Annotated in this window: 22 protein-coding genes, 1 tRNA gene and 4 pseudogenes; 14 read left to right on the top strand and 13 right to left on the bottom strand. The window is 68.1% G+C overall.

What is annotated here, in order from left to right:
* Positions 1-16: 16 nt before the first annotated feature.
* The 6 genes and pseudogenes from ACFQJD_RS03250 to ACFQJD_RS03275 all read right to left on the bottom strand — a co-directional run bounded on the left by ACFQJD_RS03250 (position 17) and on the right by ACFQJD_RS03275 (position 5054).
* A complete protein-coding gene (locus ACFQJD_RS03250; protein ID WP_379796113.1) occupies positions 17-1177 on the bottom strand; it encodes a DUF5305 domain-containing protein in 1161 nt (386 codons plus the stop codon).
* A 42-nt stretch (positions 1178-1219) separates the two neighbouring features.
* Positions 1220-2376: pseudogene (locus ACFQJD_RS03255) on the bottom strand (signal peptidase I).
* 72 nt (positions 2377-2448) lie between these two features.
* A complete protein-coding gene (locus ACFQJD_RS03260) occupies positions 2449-3642 on the bottom strand; it encodes a hypothetical protein (RefSeq protein ID WP_379796114.1) in 1194 nt (397 codons plus the stop codon).
* Positions 3639-4037: a hypothetical protein gene (locus ACFQJD_RS03265; protein ID WP_379796116.1), complete on the bottom strand. Its 399-nt coding sequence runs from the start codon at positions 4035-4037 to the stop codon at positions 3639-3641. The genes ACFQJD_RS03260 and ACFQJD_RS03265 overlap by 4 nt, the downstream gene beginning before the upstream one ends.
* On the bottom strand, positions 4034-4282 hold the full coding sequence (locus ACFQJD_RS03270; protein WP_379796117.1) for a hypothetical protein: 249 nt from the start codon (positions 4280-4282) through the stop codon (positions 4034-4036). The genes ACFQJD_RS03265 and ACFQJD_RS03270 overlap by 4 nt, the downstream gene beginning before the upstream one ends.
* 70 nt (positions 4283-4352) lie before the next feature.
* Positions 4353-5054, bottom strand: coding sequence for a hypothetical protein (locus ACFQJD_RS03275; RefSeq protein ID WP_379796119.1), 702 nt, complete (start codon positions 5052-5054; stop codon positions 4353-4355).
* 304 nt (positions 5055-5358) lie between these two features.
* On the opposite strand from ACFQJD_RS03275, the gene ACFQJD_RS03280 reads away from it, so the two are divergent.
* Entirely contained in the window at positions 5359-5967 is a 609-nt protein-coding gene (locus ACFQJD_RS03280; RefSeq protein ID WP_379796121.1) for a DUF7344 domain-containing protein, read from the top strand.
* Between the two features lie 11 nt (positions 5968-5978).
* On the top strand, positions 5979-6464 hold the full coding sequence (locus ACFQJD_RS03285) for a hypothetical protein (RefSeq protein ID WP_379796123.1): 486 nt from the start codon (positions 5979-5981) through the stop codon (positions 6462-6464).
* 1 nt (position 6465) lies between these two features.
* Here ACFQJD_RS03285 and ACFQJD_RS03290 read toward each other — a convergent pair whose 3' ends face one another.
* Together ACFQJD_RS03290 and ACFQJD_RS03295 are read right to left on the bottom strand one after the other, a co-directional pair.
* Positions 6466-7032 (bottom strand): DUF7504 family protein, encoded by a 567-nt coding sequence (locus ACFQJD_RS03290; RefSeq protein WP_379796125.1) that lies wholly within the window; start codon positions 7030-7032, stop codon positions 6466-6468.
* Between the two features lie 528 nt (positions 7033-7560).
* Complete coding sequence (locus ACFQJD_RS03295) at positions 7561-8397, bottom strand: deoxyribonuclease IV (RefSeq protein ID WP_379796127.1); 837 nt, start codon at positions 8395-8397, stop codon at positions 7561-7563.
* A 249-nt stretch (positions 8398-8646) separates the two neighbouring features.
* On the opposite strand from ACFQJD_RS03295, the gene ACFQJD_RS03300 reads away from it, so the two are divergent.
* The 7 genes and pseudogenes from ACFQJD_RS03300 to ACFQJD_RS03330 all read left to right on the top strand — a co-directional run.
* The gene (locus ACFQJD_RS03300; RefSeq protein WP_379796129.1) at positions 8647-8943 is read left to right on the top strand and encodes a PAS domain S-box protein; all 297 of its coding nucleotides are present in this window, start codon (positions 8647-8649) and stop codon (positions 8941-8943) included.
* The gene (locus ACFQJD_RS03305; RefSeq protein WP_379796131.1) at positions 8913-9038 is read left to right on the top strand and encodes a hypothetical protein; all 126 of its coding nucleotides are present in this window, start codon (positions 8913-8915) and stop codon (positions 9036-9038) included. The genes ACFQJD_RS03300 and ACFQJD_RS03305 overlap by 31 nt, the downstream gene beginning before the upstream one ends.
* A gap of 92 nt (positions 9039-9130) precedes the next feature.
* Positions 9131-9259 carry a hypothetical protein gene (locus ACFQJD_RS03310; protein WP_379796133.1) on the top strand — a complete coding sequence of 43 codons (129 nt, stop codon included), beginning with the start codon at positions 9131-9133 and terminating at the stop codon, positions 9257-9259.
* A 9-nt stretch (positions 9260-9268) separates the two neighbouring features.
* Positions 9269-9907 carry a halocyanin domain-containing protein gene (locus ACFQJD_RS03315; RefSeq protein WP_379796135.1) on the top strand — a complete coding sequence of 213 codons (639 nt, stop codon included), beginning with the start codon at positions 9269-9271 and terminating at the stop codon, positions 9905-9907.
* A 132-nt stretch (positions 9908-10039) separates the two neighbouring features.
* Positions 10040-11763 (top strand): annotated as a pseudogene (locus ACFQJD_RS03320) (cbb3-type cytochrome c oxidase subunit I).
* Positions 11764-11960: 197 nt separating this feature from the next.
* Positions 11961-12017, top strand: a pseudogene (locus tag ACFQJD_RS03325) (hypothetical protein); the annotation flags it as partial.
* Between the two features lie 147 nt (positions 12018-12164).
* A pseudogene (locus ACFQJD_RS03330) lies at positions 12165-12392 on the top strand (DUF2249 domain-containing protein); the annotation flags it as partial.
* A 14-nt stretch (positions 12393-12406) separates the two neighbouring features.
* Here ACFQJD_RS03330 and ACFQJD_RS03335 read toward each other — a convergent pair.
* Positions 12407-13078 carry a hypothetical protein gene (locus ACFQJD_RS03335; protein ID WP_379796137.1) on the bottom strand — a complete coding sequence of 224 codons (672 nt, stop codon included), beginning with the start codon at positions 13076-13078 and terminating at the stop codon, positions 12407-12409.
* 113 nt (positions 13079-13191) lie between these two features.
* On the opposite strand from ACFQJD_RS03335, the gene ACFQJD_RS03340 reads away from it, so the two are divergent.
* Positions 13192-13611 (top strand): SRPBCC family protein, encoded by a 420-nt coding sequence (locus tag ACFQJD_RS03340; RefSeq protein ID WP_379796139.1) that lies wholly within the window; start codon positions 13192-13194, stop codon positions 13609-13611.
* Here ACFQJD_RS03340 and ACFQJD_RS03345 read toward each other — a convergent pair.
* Positions 13581-13829, bottom strand: coding sequence for a hypothetical protein (locus ACFQJD_RS03345; protein ID WP_379796141.1), 249 nt, complete (start codon positions 13827-13829; stop codon positions 13581-13583). The two genes, ACFQJD_RS03340 and ACFQJD_RS03345, sit on opposite strands and share 31 nt — an antisense overlap.
* Here ACFQJD_RS03345 and ACFQJD_RS03350 point away from each other — a divergent pair.
* The 3 genes from ACFQJD_RS03350 to ACFQJD_RS03360 all read left to right on the top strand — a co-directional run bounded on the left by ACFQJD_RS03350 (position 13809) and on the right by ACFQJD_RS03360 (position 15057).
* Positions 13809-14255 carry a hypothetical protein gene (locus ACFQJD_RS03350; protein ID WP_379796143.1) on the top strand — a complete coding sequence of 149 codons (447 nt, stop codon included), beginning with the start codon at positions 13809-13811 and terminating at the stop codon, positions 14253-14255. The two genes, ACFQJD_RS03345 and ACFQJD_RS03350, sit on opposite strands and share 21 nt — an antisense overlap.
* A 159-nt stretch (positions 14256-14414) precedes the next feature.
* The gene (locus ACFQJD_RS03355) at positions 14415-14696 is read left to right on the top strand and encodes a hypothetical protein (protein ID WP_379796145.1); all 282 of its coding nucleotides are present in this window, start codon (positions 14415-14417) and stop codon (positions 14694-14696) included.
* A gap of 40 nt (positions 14697-14736) precedes the next feature.
* Positions 14737-15057, top strand: coding sequence for a helix-turn-helix domain-containing protein (locus tag ACFQJD_RS03360; protein WP_379796147.1), 321 nt, complete (start codon positions 14737-14739; stop codon positions 15055-15057).
* A gap of 86 nt (positions 15058-15143) precedes the next feature.
* Here the strand turns inward: ACFQJD_RS03360 and ACFQJD_RS03365 are convergent, their stop codons facing one another.
* A complete protein-coding gene (locus ACFQJD_RS03365; RefSeq protein WP_379796149.1) occupies positions 15144-15587 on the bottom strand; it encodes a transporter in 444 nt (147 codons plus the stop codon).
* A 91-nt stretch (positions 15588-15678) separates the two neighbouring features.
* On the opposite strand from ACFQJD_RS03365, the gene ACFQJD_RS03370 reads away from it, so the two are divergent.
* Positions 15679-15762 (top strand) — tRNA-Ser (locus tag ACFQJD_RS03370).
* Positions 15763-15893: 131 nt separating this feature from the next.
* Here the strand turns inward: ACFQJD_RS03370 and ACFQJD_RS03375 are convergent.
* Together ACFQJD_RS03375 and ACFQJD_RS03380 are read right to left on the bottom strand one after the other, a co-directional pair.
* Complete coding sequence (locus ACFQJD_RS03375; RefSeq protein ID WP_379796151.1) at positions 15894-16253, bottom strand: DUF192 domain-containing protein; 360 nt, start codon at positions 16251-16253, stop codon at positions 15894-15896.
* 2 nt (positions 16254-16255) lie between these two features.
* Positions 16256-16633 (bottom strand): hypothetical protein, encoded by a 378-nt coding sequence (locus ACFQJD_RS03380; RefSeq protein ID WP_379796153.1) that lies wholly within the window; start codon positions 16631-16633, stop codon positions 16256-16258.
* Positions 16634-17001: the final 368 nt, after the last annotated feature.

A 17001-nucleotide genomic window follows, 5' to 3' on the forward strand; every position in this document is an offset into this window, starting at 1 on the left:
AGGCGCTTGCGGTCCCTCACTTCCCGTCCTCGACGTCGGTCGGTGACTCGTCCGCCTCGGTGTCGGCCGCAGCGGTCGGGCCCTCGCGCGCCGGCTCCGTCGGCGGCGTGTACGTGTACAGGAGGTCGTCGTGGACGACGTAGAACGCCTCGCCGTCGGGGCGTTCGACGACGGCGTTGTCGGTGTCGATGGCGAAGTCGACGAGGTCGGCGAGGCTGACCGCCTCGGCGCGCTCGCGGGAGGCGACGCTCGCGGGGAGGCGGATGGTCGTGATCCATTCGTCGAACTCCTCGCGGTCGTCGAGGTAGTCGAGGTACTCCCGCTCGGCGGCCGAGAGGTCGAATCGTCCCCGCCGGCGAGCGGCGACGAGGCCGCCGAGGGCGACCAGCGAGAGGCCGAAGAGCGCGGGGCCGCCGCTCGTCCACAGCGGACCGTACTCGTTGGCGACGCCGACGAGTCGGGTCCGCGTCGACTCCGCGGTCAGCCGTCCGGGGTCGTCGACGCGGTAGGTGTCTCCGTCGAAGGCGAGCGCGAGCGCGTCCGTTCGCGTCCGAGAGAGGCGTTGGCCGTTGACGGTCCCCTCGACGGTCAGTCGCACCCGGAGCAGGACGCGCTGTCTGCCCGGGCCGCTCCCGAGCGACTCGCCGATTCGCTGGGTCCGGTTCCGTACCTGCGTGGCGTTGACCGAGAAGGGGACGGTCAGCCGCTGACCCGGCTGGAGGTTCGACGCCGACCGCTCGGCCAGTCGGTCGGTCGTCTGCCAGTGGACCGTCACGTTCCGTGTGTCCGCACCCTCGTCCGGGGACTCGACGCCCTGAATCACGAGCGACGTGTTGGCGGTGACCGCGAGCGACCCGCTCTCGGTCGCGCGGTAGGAAAACAGGTACGCGCCGTCGAGGACGGGCGCGACGGTCCGGAAGTAGACGCTCCGGTTCGACAGCCGCGACCCGACCGGAAAGACGGGGTTGCTCCGAACGACCTGCGCTCCGTGGGTGAACGACCGGCTCGACGACCACGAGGAGACGGTCCGTTCCTCGGTGTGCGTTCCGGGCTCGACGACCGACGTGTACGTGGCCCAGCCGCCGACCCCCGCGAGGACGACCAACAGGACGACGACGACGGCGAACCAGCGACTCATCGCGGCCCGGAACCGAAGTCGGCTCTCACGCATCGACATCGACCTGTCTCCGTCCACGTATATTACTCCTGGTCCCTGACATCAGTAGAGCCTCCTGACGATCGCCCGGAATCCGCCCGCGGCCTCTCGGTCACGGCTCCGATTACGGAGGCGGCCGGTGCCGACGACGGCGCGTCCGAGGAGGTAGAACGCCCCGGCGAGGAGGGCGTCGACGACGGCGATCGGGAGCCACGGGTGGACGCGATAGAGCGCGTCGACGACCGGAGTCGGGAGGACGGCCAGATAGCGGTGCTCGGTGAGGAACCGACGGTAGTAGCCGGTTCGATCCGGTGCCGAGAGGGTGAGCTCTACCGTCTCCGTCGCCTGCCCTCCGACGTGGAGCCGATCCCGGTCGACGGCGACGCCCTGACTCGCCGGTTCGAGGTAGACGACCACCGGCACCAGCCCCGCGTTGGAGACGCGATACGGGAGGGTCTTCGATTCGCCCATCGGGACGACCGTCGGACTCTCCGAGTCGAACTCCGCGCTCACGATGCCGTACTTCTGGGTCCCCGCCGGGACGACCATCGCGGCCGTCGCCGCGACGACGAGGACGACCGCGAGCGCCACGAGGATCACCTGCGTCGAGACGCCCTGGTTGCGAGTCCGCGTCCGATCGCGGTCGCGGTCGGAGGCGTCGCCGGCGAGCAGGTCGAAGACGTACAGCAGCGCCGACAGGGCGAGGAGGAGATACGTCAACCCCTGCGTTCCGAGCAGCGCTCGGCTCCCGACCAGCGCCGCGATATACCGCTGCGTGCCGGAAATGCCGTCCTGTATCGCCATCACGGCCGTCCCGAGGTTCGGAACGACCACGACTCCGCCGCCGAGTTGGAGCGCCTCGGCGACGATCTGGGCGTCTTTCACCGGCGGCTCGCCGCCGTCCTGATCGGTGAAGGGGTTGGCGTCGCCGCGCGTGACGTACCCTCGTTCGGTCTCGCGGACGACGCGGTGGGTCGTGAGGCCGCCGCCCTGTATCTCCTCCGCCCGGAAGACGACGACGTCGCCCTCTTCGACGTCGTCGACGACGGCGGTCGGGACGGCGACGAACCCATCCCCGGATTCAGCGTCGGCTCCATGCTCCCCGTCTCGACGTAACTCAACAACACGGGATAGCCGAGCACCTGCCCGGCGATCAGCGACACCACGAGAGCCACCGCCAGCAGTTCGATCCCGAGCGAGAGGGCGCGCCGTGGTGACATTGAGATGACAGCCATGGTGAGGTGTTGAGCGATTAAAAGTTCTCGGTCATCGGTTTCGGAGGCGACGTCTCGCTACGGTCGCGACGATTGCGACGATTCCAGGGACGACGACGATCGGGAGATTCGGCATCGGTACCTCCCCGTCCCGACACGAATCCGTCGCTCGCCGCCGATCAGCGGCGGGTTCGCTCGTACCGCGGCTCTACTCGACTGCCGTTCGCTACCTGCCGGCCGGTCGTCGGTCTGGTCCGGATTTTCGGCTCGCGGCTCACGGACGTCGTCGACGTCGCGGTCGGCGGCGACGACGGCGAGCGTCGAGGCGTTCGACGCGTTCGCCCTGACCGCGAGACGGTCGCTCCGCTTCGTGACGTTCGCGTCGAGCCTCCGCCACTCGTCGCCGGTGCTCCGGTAGACGGCGAGGCTCTCCGGGGTGACTCCCGTCGCGTCGAGATACGACTGCGAGACGCCGAACCGGGCCTGCCATCCTCGCGTTCCGCCCCTCGCCTCGACGGTCACCGCCCCGAGGAGGTCGCCCCCGGGCACGGCCCGTCCGGTCGTCGCGGTCGGCCCGCCGACGCGGACCGTCACGCCCGCCGAGCCGGTGGTGGTCGTCACGTTGAGGCCGTCGAGCGTCAGATTCCCGCCGCCCGAACTGTCGAGTTCCAGCCGCCCGAGGCCGAGCGAGACGGGCCTGCCGGCCGGGGCGTTCGAGAGGGTGACGTGACGGCTGTCGGCGTTCGGCGCGAACCGTCGAACCGCGGGGCCGTCGTCCCCTCCGTCGGCGTCGATGGTGACCTCCTCCGGAACGCGCGTGAACCGCGACGTCGTCGATCCGCCCGTCCGCCTTCGACCCGGTGGTGTCGACGACGAGGTCCACGGCGACCGAGTCGTTCGGGCCGAGGGTGACGCCGGTCGCCTCGGACTGGATTTCGTGGCCGCGCGCGCGGAACGTGACGGCGTCCGATCCGTGAGCGAGCCAGACGCGGGCGGCGCGGGACCCGCCGTAGCGGAGGCGGAAGACGTCGTCGACGGTCGTGATCGCGTCGGGGTTGACGCCCGCCCCTCGACGTTCGGATTCGTCGCCGAGAGGTCGACGACGAGTTCGCCGTCGGCGAGGGAGGCGTAGTCGCCGTTGGGGCCGTCGCTGGGCGTGAGGTGGACGTTTTCGGTGACCCGGTCGCCGACGGCGAGCGGCGCGGCGACGGAGGGGAGCGCGACCGTTCCCGCCACGGCGAGGGCGAGGGCGACGATGACGGTGCGGTTCATCCCGTGTGGTCCGCGGGCGGCACGGCTACTACGTTCCCGGTGTTCAGATCCGTCGTTCCGACGTTTCCGTCCCCGCCTCTCGAACTGACGCTCGCGTCCGCGTGGACGAGCATCTCGGCCCCCTCGGAGACGGGGAAGAGAAGCGACGTCCCGGGGTCCAGCCCGTACGTCCGCGTGACGAGCCCGACGCAGATGTCCTCGCCGATGTCGAGGGTAACCGCGTTCGCCTGTCCGACGACCTCGCTGCTCGGATCGCCGCCGCGATAGAAATCGATGGCCGGATCTCCGTTCTCGTTTTGGACCGGAGCGACGTCGATCCAGACGTCGACCGGTTGCGTCCCCTGATTGGAGATCTCGAAAACGTCGTCGAAAACCGTCGTCGCGTCCGGATTCACGCCTTTTCCCCGGCGTCCGTCGGCGACGACGGCGACAGGTCGAGAGTCATCGTCCCGTTGGTCGTCGTGACGTAGCCGCCGTTTCCGCCGCTGCAGGGCCTCATCGACAGGAACGCGTTCGCGTCGGCGGCGGCAGCGACGGTCACGTTCCGTTCGGCGCTGACGCTGGTGAACGCGCCCGAGCCGAGGACACTTCCCGTCCCGGCGACGCTTCCGAGTCCGAGAAGGAGTTTGCGTCGTTTCATATCGTCGTCGAAACCCACCGGCGGAATCGAACCGCCGTGCGAGTGCCAACGTGGGCGAGAAACTCTCGATTTACGGCGTCAACTGCGCGTCGGCAGAGAGCGTGACGCTGATATCCTCGGGGAACTCCGCGGGCTCGGCGTGCTGAACGTTCAGACCGAACGTGAACGACTCGCCCGTTCCGAGTACGCGGTCACTGAGAGCCGTCCCCGGATGCTGGTTACCCGAATTCGGCGCCCCGTTCGAGGGGTCGGCATCCGTCCGGTGGTTCAGGATTTTGTAAGGCATCCCCGATCCGTAGACGCCAGTCAGACTGAACGTATCGGGTTCGTTGGGCATACCCGTCGCTTGCGGATCGATGTAGACGTCGCCGACACCCGATCCCGGCGACGGGAATTCTCGACTTTCGCTCGGGAGACCTTCCGCGGTAACGCTCTCTGGGCTGACACCTTTCCCGGGGTCCGGATGGACGTACACGACGACGTCCTGCGTGCCCTGGTTTTTCACCTGGAAGAGATTGAGGAAGTCGCTTTTCGCGTCTTTGTTCACGGAGTCGAGGGTGACCACGACCTCGTCGCCGTCGGAATCCCAGCCCGCGTACGAGCTGTTTTCGCCAACGGACGGGTCCATCTGGAGGTACGCGCCCGTGTCACCAGCGGTACTGACGTTGACCGTCCGAGTCGCTTGGACACTCGTGAACGCACCGGTACCCATTGCGGCCGCCCCGCCGGCGGCGAGCGATCCCATCCCTGCGAGGAACTTGCGTCGTTGCATGGTTGTTCTCTGCACGCCCCTCCGGGCCACCGCAACCCGGGGAACGCGTCACCTGAACGCCATGCACCACACCCCCATTGTTATAAACGAGATGATGGGTTGGCAAACTCGCCATTCGAATCGGAAAAGGTAACTTTTCGAACGAACGGGCGATCTTTCGGAATATCTGCCTCCGATTTCGCCGCATCAAGCCCGGCTTGAAACCCGTAATCGCTCCTTAATCGCGTCACACGTCGGGCCTGAAGAAACGGTATGGAGATAATGATAAAGTACCTGCCTAATCTGGGTAGGGATGGTTCAAACGATGGGTGCCGAACAACAGACGTTCGATCGAATCGTAGGAACGGGTTTCTCCGGGGAAGGGGACTCGCTCTCGACGGACGAACTCTTCGAGGTGTTGAGCAACCGGCGGCGACGCTACACGCTCCACTGTCTCAAGCAGGCGGAGGCGAAGACGCTTCCGCTCCGCGACGTGGCCGAGCAGGTGGCCGCGTGGGAGTTCGGCAAGACCGTCGAGGGACTGCCCTACGACGAGCGAAAGACGGTCCACACCGCGCTCCGACAGCTCCACCTGCCGAAGATGGATGACGTCGACATCGTCGACTTCGACAAGCAACGGGGCACGGTCGAACTCACCGACAAGGCGGCGGAGGCGAACCTCTATCTCGAGGTCGTCGAGGGGCGTGGGATCCCGTGGAGTCTCTATTTCACGCTCTTCTCGGCGTGTAGCGGCCTGTTCCTCTTCTCGATCTGGCAGGGCGTCGCGCCGTTCGGCGCGATTCCGAAGGCGGCCGGGGTCGCGGCCGTCGTCGTCGCGATGCTGGTGTCCTCCGTCGCGTTCCTCGTCGAGAGCCGACTGCACATGCGCGTCGGCTCCGCCGGCCCGCCGCCGGAACTGGACGCCGACAACTGAGACGCACCACGATGTCCGGACGCCGAGCCCTCTACGTCGGACTGGTGATCGCGTGTTCGCTCGCGTTGCTCGTCCAGGCCGGGTCGTTCTCCTCTATGTCGGCCGGGCGCGACGCCCGAGTGGGCGTGGTCAGTGACGACGACGCGTATCTCGGCGTCTCGGCCCGAGGACCGGCGTCTCTGAGCGCCGCCGGCGACGCCGACAGCGGCCACGGGAACGACTGCGACGGCGTCGACGACGACAACCCGGGACGGAGCGGAAAGCGGGTCAACGCGGGCGGGTCACGGGACGTCAACGTCACGGTCCTCGTCCGGAACCAGTTCGCCGATCCGATGGACGTCACCGTGGAAGTCGGGTCCAGAACCAAGTCGCGATACGTCGAAGACGGGAACGAGGTGCCCTTCGAGTTCGAGAACGTCTCCAGTTCGAGCGCCGTCGTCGTGGACGCCGAGGGGCCGGACTTCTCCGCCGACGTCCGGCGCGCGTTGTGCGCTTGAATCACTCGTTTTTCTGCACCAGAAGACGGCCGTCGCAGTGGGCGACGACGTAGTGCCCGCCGTATCGAAACGCGACCGACACCGGCGTGGGCGTCGGCTCGCTCGTTCGCAGGAGGCCGTTCAGCGAGTCCGGATCGAGATACTCCGCCAGCGGCCCGATGTTTCGCACCCGTTCGCCGGTCACTTCGCTGAGGACGTCGACGACGGCGACGCTCGGTTCGACTTCCTCCCAGTCGAAGTGGTCGCGATACACGACCTCGCCGTACCCGGAGACGTCGTCCGCCGGTCGGTCGTTCATGGGTCGGTTCCGGAAGCCCCCGCCCCCGCGCCGAACCTCCCATCCGTCTTCGGTTCGTTCGACGACGGCGTCGAACAGCGGCCGGAGGAGGTGGTAGGTCCGGTCGTCGACGGCGTCCGGTGTCAGGTGGAAGTGACCGCCGCCGTCGATCCCGTCCATCTGCGCCGTCAGCGTGTGCAGGAACCGGAACGCGGTCTCTCGGTCGGCGTACTGGAGGAGCGCGGTGAGCGAATCGAAATCCACGGCCGTCCGGTAGGGTGGTCGCCCCACCCGTCGAGGATTCTCGTGACGGTGACGCCGAGCGCCGTGAGGTCACTCCCGTCGGGGACCGATTCGATTCTCGTCGCGTTTCGGGCGATGTCCGGTCCGTCCGGCGTCCCGCCGCGGCCGACGACCACGACGGCGAAGTTCGCGGGCGGTGCGTCGGCGTGGGATCGCCACGAAGTGGCTCGCTCCGACGCGGAATCCGCGTACGACACCGCCAACGCGTTCGTCTCGGCCGGCGAGCCGAACGTCTGCAACGCCGTGCAGGCGGCCGGATCACCCCCGTCGAGGGCGTCAGAAACAGGACGGTCTCCGACGGGTCGACGTCAGAGGGGATCGCGTCCGCCGTCATCGTCGCATCCCGGTCGCGTTCGGCGTCTCGATCGGAACGGGCACACCGCGTCGGTAGTGCGAGGTCATTGCGAGGCACGACGGTGCCCACGCCAGCTACCCCTATTGGAATACACTCCTTTCGAGATTTCAGGCGCTCCATACTCCCGTTCAAGGGCTGTTTGACCGGCTGCTAACGAACGATTACGACCTGAGCGAGCGGACCTTCTCCACGTTCCAGGCGTATCCCTTGTCGTCTTCCGGCGTTTCGAGAACCATCGGAGCGTCGGCGAACGCGTCGTGATTGACGAACCGCTCGAAGCCCGCGTCGCCGATCGCTCCCTCGCCGATGTGTTCGTGCTCGTCTTTCTCGGAGCCAAGCGGGTGTTTCGAATCGTTGAGGTGGAGGTAGTCGACGCTCTCCAGGCCGACGGCGTCGTCGACTTCCGCCGCCAGCGCGTCGAGGCCGTCGGCGGTGAACTCGTAGCCGGCGGCGTAGAGGTGGCAGGTATCGAGACAGAGCCCGAGCGACTCGTCGCCGTGGTCGGAGCCGTCGATCATCCGGGCGAGCTGGTCGACGGTCTTCCCGAGCGACGTGCCCTTCCCGGCGGTGTTCTCCAGGAGCAGCGTCACGCCGTCGGGGACGCCGAGCTTCGAGAGACGCGTCGCGACGTTGTCGACGCCGTCGTCGACGCCCGCGCCCGTGTGCGATCCGGGGTGGAACGTGTAGTAGTCGATGCCGAGCTCGGCCGTCGCGTCCAGTTCGGCCTGGACCGTCTCGACGGACTTCGCCGCGAGGTCCGGTTTCGGCGTCGCGAAGTTGACGAGATACGTCCCGTGGACGATCCACGGGCCGACGTCCGCGTCCGCCGCTGCCTCCCGAAACGCCTCGGCTTCCGTCGGATCGACGTCGCTCACGGCCCACCCGCGGGGCGACCCGACGAAGATCTGCCCGCAGTTGCCCCCGAGGTCGACCTCGCGTTCGACGGCCTTCGGCACGCCACCGCTGATCGAGACGTGTGCGCCGATACGAAACGTCATCGCGTAGACGTGTGTCGACCAGCACCTTGAATGTCGCCCGTCAGATTATCGTCACGGCGTATGCGAGCGACGACCCGAGCATCAGGGCGACGAGAAGGAGCGTCAACAACTGCTGTCGGTCCATACCTATCTTCCCGACGGAGCCACTTTCCGATTCCGATACCCGCCATCTCGAACCGTCGGCCGATACCGTGTCATCGAACGTGTTCTGCCGTAGGTATTTCACCCCTTACCACGGTATCACGCCACATGGACGTAGACCGACAGTGGCTCTGTCGACGCATCGTCGAGGACGCGGGCGAGGCGGTCATGTTCGCCGACCTGGAGGGCACGATTCGCCTGTGGAACGACGCCGCCGAACGAATCTTCGGCTTCTCTCGGGAGGAGGCCGTCGGGTCGTCTCTCGACATCATCGTCCCCGAGGAGTTCCGCGACCCGCACTGGGACGGCTACTTCGACGCCATCGAGGCGGGCGAGACGAGGGCCCCCGACGACCGACTCACGACCGCCCCGCGTTGCACGCGGACGGCGGACGCATCACGATAGAGACCAGCGGTGCAGTCGTCATCACCGACGACGACGGCGACCCGGTCGGCGTCGCGAACATGATACGCGACGTGAGCAACCGTAGTACCGACTGACAGCTGGCCGTCACGGCGAACGGCTGTCGGCGCTTCCGACCGCCAGTGTAGCCGCCGCGTTTTTCCGTCTCTCGCCCCAAGCGTCGGCCACGATGGAACCGCTAACCGCAGGCATCATCGGCTTCGTCGCGGGGGGCGTCCTCGGACTGATCGTCGGTGTCGTCGCCGGCATCGCCGTCGGCGGCGTCGAACCGCTCGAAATCGTCGAGTTGGTCGGCTGATCGTTCTCAGTGGGCGGGAATCCGCCCGGAGATGTTCGGCAGAACTCACTGGATCGTCTGTTCCGTACGGACAGACGTCATGAGCCGACTCAGCAGACGCGACGCGATCAAGACGCTCGGTGTCCTCGGAATCGCTTCCTCGCCGGCTGCTCCGGGAGCGCCCCGTCGAGTAGCGGATCGGGCGACGGTGATCAGGCCACCTCGACGCCGACGTCCACTCCCGAATCGACCGCGAGCGGCGGCGACGAACAGCCGGCGAGCGGAGCCACGGAGACGGCGGCGACGTCGAGCGGCGGAACGCCGGCGGCCGTCGAGGAGTGGCTCGCCGACGCGAGCAACTACGACGGCGTCGTCGACGAGACGGGGTCGTCGTCGGTGACCGTCGCCGTCGGCACGTCCGGCAACGGCGGGAACTTCGCGTTCGACCCGCCGGCCGTCAGAATCTCGACCGGAACGACGGTCACGTGGGAGTGGACCGGGAAGGGGTCGATGCACAACGTCGCCCACGACGGCGGCGAGTTCGAGAGCGAGATGGTCGACACGGAGGGCCACACGTTCTCACACGAGTTCACGTCCGCCGGCGTGTACAAGTACTTCTGCACGCCGCACAAGTCGATGGGCATGAAAGGCGCCATCGTCGTCGAATAACCCCGCGGTCGGCGTCCGTTTTCACCCCCGTTTCGACTGGACGCGAATATGTTCCCGCCAATCGCAAAGGCCGCTCCGCGTGCAGGCCCGATGATGGCAACACTCTCCGTGCAGGTCGGGTTGGGCGCGTTGATGGGGATCGTTTTGCTCTCCCTCGCGCTGTGGGTGCGTCGCGCCGTCGACTGGCGAACCGCCCCTCCGGCGGGGGGACGGGTCCCCGCCACGAAACCGCGGAGCGGGCGGTGAAACCGAGCGGCGTCCTCCGGTGGCTCACGACGGTCGACCACAAGGACATCGGCCTCCTCTACGGCGTCTACGCGCTGCTCGCGTTCGCCGTCGGTGGCGTCATGGTGACGCTCATGCGCCTCGAACTGGTCGATCCCGGATCGTCGATCGTTGGCTCTGCCACCTACAACGGCCTCCTGACCAGTCACGGCATCACGATGTTGTTCCTGTTCGGGACGCCCATCCTCGCGGCGTTCTCGAACTACTTCGTCCCGATTCTCGTCGGCGCGGACGACATGGCGTTCCCGCGCGTCAACGCCATCGCGTTCTGGCTGCTCCCGCCGGGCGCGTTGCTCATCTGGGCCGGCTTCTTCCCCCTCGGCGACGTCGCTCCCGCACAGACGGCGTGGACGCTGTACACGCCGCTGTCCGCCGGCGTCGGCAACGGCAGTCAGGCCAACGCGGGCGTCGACCTGATGCTGCTCGGCCTCCACCTGACCGGCGTCTCGGCGACGATGGGTGCCATCAACTTCATCGCGACCATCCTCACCGAACGCGCCGAAGAGGTGACGTGGGCGAACCTCGACATCTTCTCGTGGACCATCCTCACCCAGTCCGGTCTCATCCTCTTCTCGTTTCCCCTCCTCGGGAGCGCGCTCGTCATGCTCCTGCTCGACCGGAACCTCGGGACGACCTTCTTCGCGATAGAGGGCGGCGGCGCGATGCTCTGGCAACACCTGTTCTGGTTTTTCGGCCACCCCGAAGTGTACATCCTCGTGTTGCCCCCGATGGGCCTCGTGAGCTACATCCTGCCGCGCTTTTCCGGTCGGCGGCTGTTCGGCTTCAGGTTCGTCGTCTACTCGACGCTCGCGCTCGGAACGCTCTCCTTTGGCGTCTGGGCACACCACATGTTCGCGACCGGGATGGACCCGCGCCTGCGCGTCTCCTTCATGACAGTCTCCATCGCCATCGCCGTCCCCAGTGCGGTCAAGACGTTCAACTGGATCACGACGATGTGGAACGGAAAACTCGAGTTGACGACGCCGATGCTGTTCTGTATCGGCTTCGTCGCCAACTTCATTATCGGCGGCGTCCTCGGCGTCTTCGAGGCGTCCATCCCCGTCGACCTCGTCCTCCACGACACCTACCAGGTGGTCGCGCACTTTCACTACGTCATCATGGGTGCCATCGCCTTCGCCGTCTTCGCGGGCATCTACTACTGGTTTCCCATCTACACCGGGCGGATGTACCAGCGCCGCCTCGGCAAGTGGCACTTCTGGCTCTCGATGGTCGGGACCAACCTCACCTTCTTCCCGATGGTGTTGCTGGGGTACGCCGGGATGCCGCGGCGGTACGCGACCTACGGCGGTGTGACCGCCGGCCCGCTCGAACTGTTCACGCTCCTCCACCAGTTGGCGACGCTGGGCGTCGCCGTCCTCTTCGTCGGACAGGTGATCTTCGTCGTGAACGTCGTCCAGCCGTGGCTGGAAGGGCCCGTCGTCGACGACGGCGATCCCTGGAACCTGGCCGCGAGCGGACTCGTGACGAACGAGTGGGAGTGGTTCGACCGAAAAGTCGACACCGCCGTCGCGGACGGGGGCGACTCCGCCCCGGACGACGACGCTCCCTGACGCGCTCGCGACCGACTCGACCCTCGTCCTCCGCCGATTCGACTCGCCGCCCCGTCGCCGATATCGGCGGCTTCCGGCGAACATCATCGGGGCTACGCTAAGGGCGTCCGCCGACGAACCCTGAACCGATGAGCACGACCGACGACGTGACGGAACTCGACGCCCGCGAAGTGGACGGCGAACCGTTCGACGCCATCATGGAGGCGCTCGACGACCTGGCCGACGGCGAGACGCTCCGCCTGATAAACGGCTTCGAACCCGAACCGCTCTACACCGTCCTCGACCAGCGCGGGTTCACCTACGAGGCGTCCCGGGTCGAGGGGAGTGGCACGTCGCCATCGAACGCGCCTGAATATGTTCGGGACAACCGCTTCCGCCCGTGGAGGCGAAGGGAGAGTCGCATGACGACCGAGACGCTCGACCTCCGCGACGTCCCGCCAGCACAGCGACATCCGAAAATCTTCGACGCCTTCGACGCCCTCGACAGCGGCGAGGCGCTCACGCTGATCAACGACCACGAACCCAAACCGCTGTTCTACCAGCTGCGGGCCGAAGTCGAGAGCTTCGACGCCGAGAACTACGAAGTCGATCGGGTCGCCGACGACGAGTTCGTGGCGACGCTCCCCAAAAGTAGTCCCCGTACCTACGGTCGTTCGAGCGAGAACGGACTGCCGTCTCCCGGTTCCGCGGCGAGGATCGCGTCGATGCGGCCGTGCCACGCGTCGTAGAAGCGGTGCCGCTCTTCCCGGGTCGCCTCGCCGCTGACGAGTTCGGGAATCAGGTTCGCGGCGTCGTCGTCGCCGCCCGGCGGGGCCGTCCCCGTCGCGGCCGGCGAGAACGTGACGCGGACCGGATCGCCGGCGTCGGTCCGCTCGAACTCGAAGGTCCGTCCCTCGTCCCGGCCGTCGACGTCGCCGAAGGCGAGGAGGTTCTCCCGGCCCCCGTAGCCGCCGAACCCCGCGAATCCCGTCTCGCCGTCCGCGCCCGTGAGGTGCGTGACGACGCTCGCCATCGGTCCGAGTCCCGGATCGGACGGGTCGCCGTCGACGGTGACGCGAACGTCGCTTCTGACCGGGTAGGCGTCGGGATAGAGTTCGCCGAGGGCGAGCTGTGTCGCTCGGTACGCGCCGGCGACGGCGGGGCAGGCGTGGCCCGCCGCCTTCGCCACCTCGGCGAACGAGAACACGAGCGGTTCGCCCGCCTCCACCATCCCGAGCAGTTCCGCGAGGGGGTCTCTGAGCGCGATCGAATCGGCCGACGCGCGTCGGTGCCACTGCGTGCCGTCTGCCTCAGCCGTCGGTGGTTGGTCGTGCATTGGGGCTGTCCTCGATCCACGTCGGGGCCCACGTTCCTAAGCCCTGCTCGCGCATATGTTCGGCCGGCCCGTTCGCCCGAAGGCTCACCTGTCTCGCGGGCGAAGCCGGGTCCATGGAGTCAGTGACGGTGACCCGGGAGTTCGACGCGGACGCGGCGGAGGTACGGGCGGCGATGGGCGACGTCGGCCCGTTCATGCGCGCCGCCGGATTCGACGAGGTCGACGTCGCGGACGGCACCGTCCGCGTCGCCAACGAAGTCGGGCCGGTGCGCATCGAACTCCGCCTCGAGGTCGTCGAGGACTCCGAGACGGTCCTCGCGTACGACCAGCGCGAGGGCATCTTCGAGGAGATGACGACGCGGTACGAACTCGTCGACCGCGACGGCGCGACGACGGTCGAGGCGACGACGGAGTTCGCCCTCGACGTCGCAGCGGTCGGGTCGTTTCTCGACGCCACCGTGATCGCGTTCCAGCGCCGCCGCGAGCTGAACGCGCAGTTCGACTACCTCGAAGACCGGATCGCCGGCGACTGAGCGCCGCCGGCGACCGCGCTCTCACTGAACATGTTCCCGGTCAGCCATAGGTCCGCCGGCGGCGAAGGGACGCCCATGACCGGCTTTCCTCGCCGTTCGGCGGCACCGACGACGAGAGCGACGGCGTCTTCGACGCGTACGACGAGTTCGTCCCCGCGCACCTGCCCGAACCGGGGCCGTTCCTCGACGGCCACGAGGTGCTGGAGGGCGACGCCCACCTCGCTTTCCACCGACTCACGAGGGACCTCTTCGAGGAGCGCGGCGTCTACGACATGACGTTCGGCTACAACCTCGCGCGCCTCGACCTCGACGGCCGGCATCCCGACGCCGGCTACCGGTACGCCGAGGAATCCTCGACCGTGCTGCGCGCGGAGTTCACGCCGACGACGCCGTTCTGTCCCCAGAGCAACACCCTGACGAAAGGGTCGTTCCGGGCCTGGAACGGCCTCGTCGACCGCCACGAGTACGACCTGGTCCGCGTCCGCGTCCACCCGATGCACCACGAGAGCGAGGCGACGAACGAGCAGTTGGCGTGGTTAGCGGAGCGGTTCCGGGAGACGGGGTCGGTGACGCACGTCCCGCCCGACGTCGACGGATCGCCGGAACGCGGCGGCCGGGCGAGTCGCGGCGACGCGCCGTTCTGAGGCGGCGGTGGGGCCGACGGCCCACCCGGACGCGTCGCTCCCGCGTCGAAGCGCCCGATCCGCCCGTTCGACGCCGATCCGAGGCCGGACGCTCCGCGGTCGAGTTCAGTCAGTGAACGAAGGGATTTTGGATCGCTCGACCTAACGGGCACAGGGACAGTGAGCATCGTTATCGAGGCCCACATTCAGACGGGATCGCTGTTGGCGGACGGAATCGACCGGATACCGCCGGGGACGCGCGTCGAATTCGACGGCGTCGTTCCCGTACGCGAGGTTCCGCTGCCGTATCTCCGGATTCGGGGGACGACCCGGACGACGTGGCCGACGACGTCCGGCGGTGTGCCTGCGTCGCCGCTCTCGAACTGCTCGACGGGAGCGCCGAGGAGCAGCTGTACGCCGTCCGCTGGGGGACGTTCCGCGGTTCGTCGACTGTCTCCGTGACGCGGAGGGGGCGCTCTTGCGGGCCGTCGCGTCGAACGAGATGTGGACCGTCGAGTGTCGGCTGCCGACGGAGGCAGCGGTCACGCGTTTCGAGTCGTCGTGTAGCGACGAGGAGGTCGACCTCTCCGTCACTCGCATCGGTCGTCGGGGCATCGGGCTGCAGGAATCGTCGGTGACGGAAGAACAGCGAGCGGCCCTCTCGCGGGCGCTGGACGAGGGGTACTTCGAAGTGCCGCGGCGGACGACGCTCGTCGAACTCGCCGACGAGTTCGGCGTCTCCGACTCGGCGATGTCGCAGCGGCTCCGACGCGGCGTCCGGTCGGTGCTGCGCGAGGGCGACGTCGTCGACGAATCCCGGTGAGCGGTCGCCGCTCCGCCCCGGCCGCGTCGCCTCGGCGACGGCGCGTCTTGAGCGGCGCGTGGCCGACGCCCCGGAGTACCGTCGGATCAGACGATGATGCCACCGACCACGAGGAGGGAGCAGGCGACGAGCGCTGCCGCCCGGAAGAACGGGAGCGCGCTCCGTGCCGGCGAGCGGACCTTCCGTTCGTCGAGCCCCGAGAGGAGCCGCCCCGTCCCGGCTTCGACCAGGCCGGTGAGGAGCAACCAGAGAGCGACCATCCCGATGACGAGGTTGCCGTACGTCGTTCCGACGAGGCTCTCGACGGTGTACTGCGCGCCCGCGAGGTGGCCGCCGGTCAGAAACAGGACCAGCGAGGAGGCCCGGGAGACGGTCCGAAGCCAGGACGCCATCGTTCGGAGGGGGTCGACGTTCAGCTCGCCAGCCGTCGCCGTCGGGAGGACGGCGAGGGCGACGAAGACGACGCTCCCGGCCCAGAGGCCGGCGAAGAGCAGGTGGATCGTCGCGACCGCAGTGTCGATGGCTGCCATGTGCGTGGATTCACGCCGACGGTAATCAATCCCATCGTTCGCCCTCGGAAACCGAAACCGATTAAATGGCCGACCACGCAGTTACTCCCGTGCCGAGGTAGCCTGCCCGGCCAAGGCGGTTGCCTCGAAAGCAACTGTCCGAGAGGACTCGTGAGTTCAAATCTCACCCTCGGCGTTTCACTCTCCTCCCGCGCTGTGGCGCGTTTCGCCTGACCGCACGTTCGCTCCTCGACGCCGAGCGTCGCGACGGCGTGACGAGCAGAACCCGTCGCCGTTCGCGTGTCTTTGCTTCAGCCCCCGCGCCCGTCAGGTCGACGGCGACGCCACCCACACCTCGTCGCCGGGTTCGACGCTCGCGGCGGCACCCGCGGGGAGTTCGACCACGACGTCGGCGACGGCGCTTCCGTGTCCCGTCCACGCCGACAGCCGTTTCGTTCGCTCGACGCGGCCGTCGCGGAGCCACAGGGCGTCGACGTCGAAGGGGACACAGAGCATGTGGAGGCGGCGCGTCGCGGCGTCGCCGAAGCGAAAGACCAGCGCGTAGTCGTCGGGTATCGACCGGCGGAACATGAGCCCCACGCCCTGTGAGAGAAGCGAGTCGGCGGTGTCGACGCGGGTGGCGAGGACGCGTTCGCCGTCGGCCCCGCGGTGGCGCAGTTCGGCCACGCTCAGAGCGCGCGCGAGTCGGACCGACGCGTCGGCCGGTTCGGCGCGGGTGCGTCGAGGCCCCGGGCGAACTCGGTGCAGACGGCGGCCCCGGCGACGAGTATCGCCCCCGTCAGGAGGACGCCGAGGGCGAACTCGACGGGCACGGGGACGAGCGTCGTGGCCGCGCCCACGACGCCGACGCCGCCAGTGAGGGCGACGAACCCGAGGACGAGCGCCCCGAGTCGGAATCGGTGCCCGTCGGCGCGGGTCCAGGCGAGGGAGACGGCGCGTCCGAGACTCGCGTCGTCGGCGGCGACGGCGACGAGGGCGAGGGGCAGATGGACCAGGACGACGACGCCCGGGAAGAGCAACAGACCGAAGCCGACGAGCGCGGCCACCGTCCCGAGGACGACGACGGCGACGCCGCGCGCGACGGCGACGAGGGCGTCGACGGCCCCCGTTCCCGCCGAGGACGTCGGCGTCCCGTGCGAACGACCGGACGAGCAAGACCAGCACCGCCGCGCCGACGACGGACGTCGCGGCGAGGATGCCCGTCGCTTGCGGCCCGGACACCGGCAGCGTCACGCCGTAAGTGATCGCGAGTCCGTCCGTCGCTCGCAGCCGAGCGACGACGGTGTTCAGCGAAGCGGTCCAGGCGGCGTAGACGAGGAGGAACGCACCCGTGAGCGCGAGCGCGCGTCTCGTCCGGAACTTCCCGACGCCGCGAGCGATGGCGTGTGTAGCAGGGAGGGCCATGGCTATCTAA

It is taken from the genome of Haloplanus sp. GCM10025708 (assembly GCF_042663985.1).
Classification (GTDB): Archaea; Halobacteriota; Halobacteria; order Halobacteriales; family Haloferacaceae; genus Salinirarus; species Salinirarus marinus.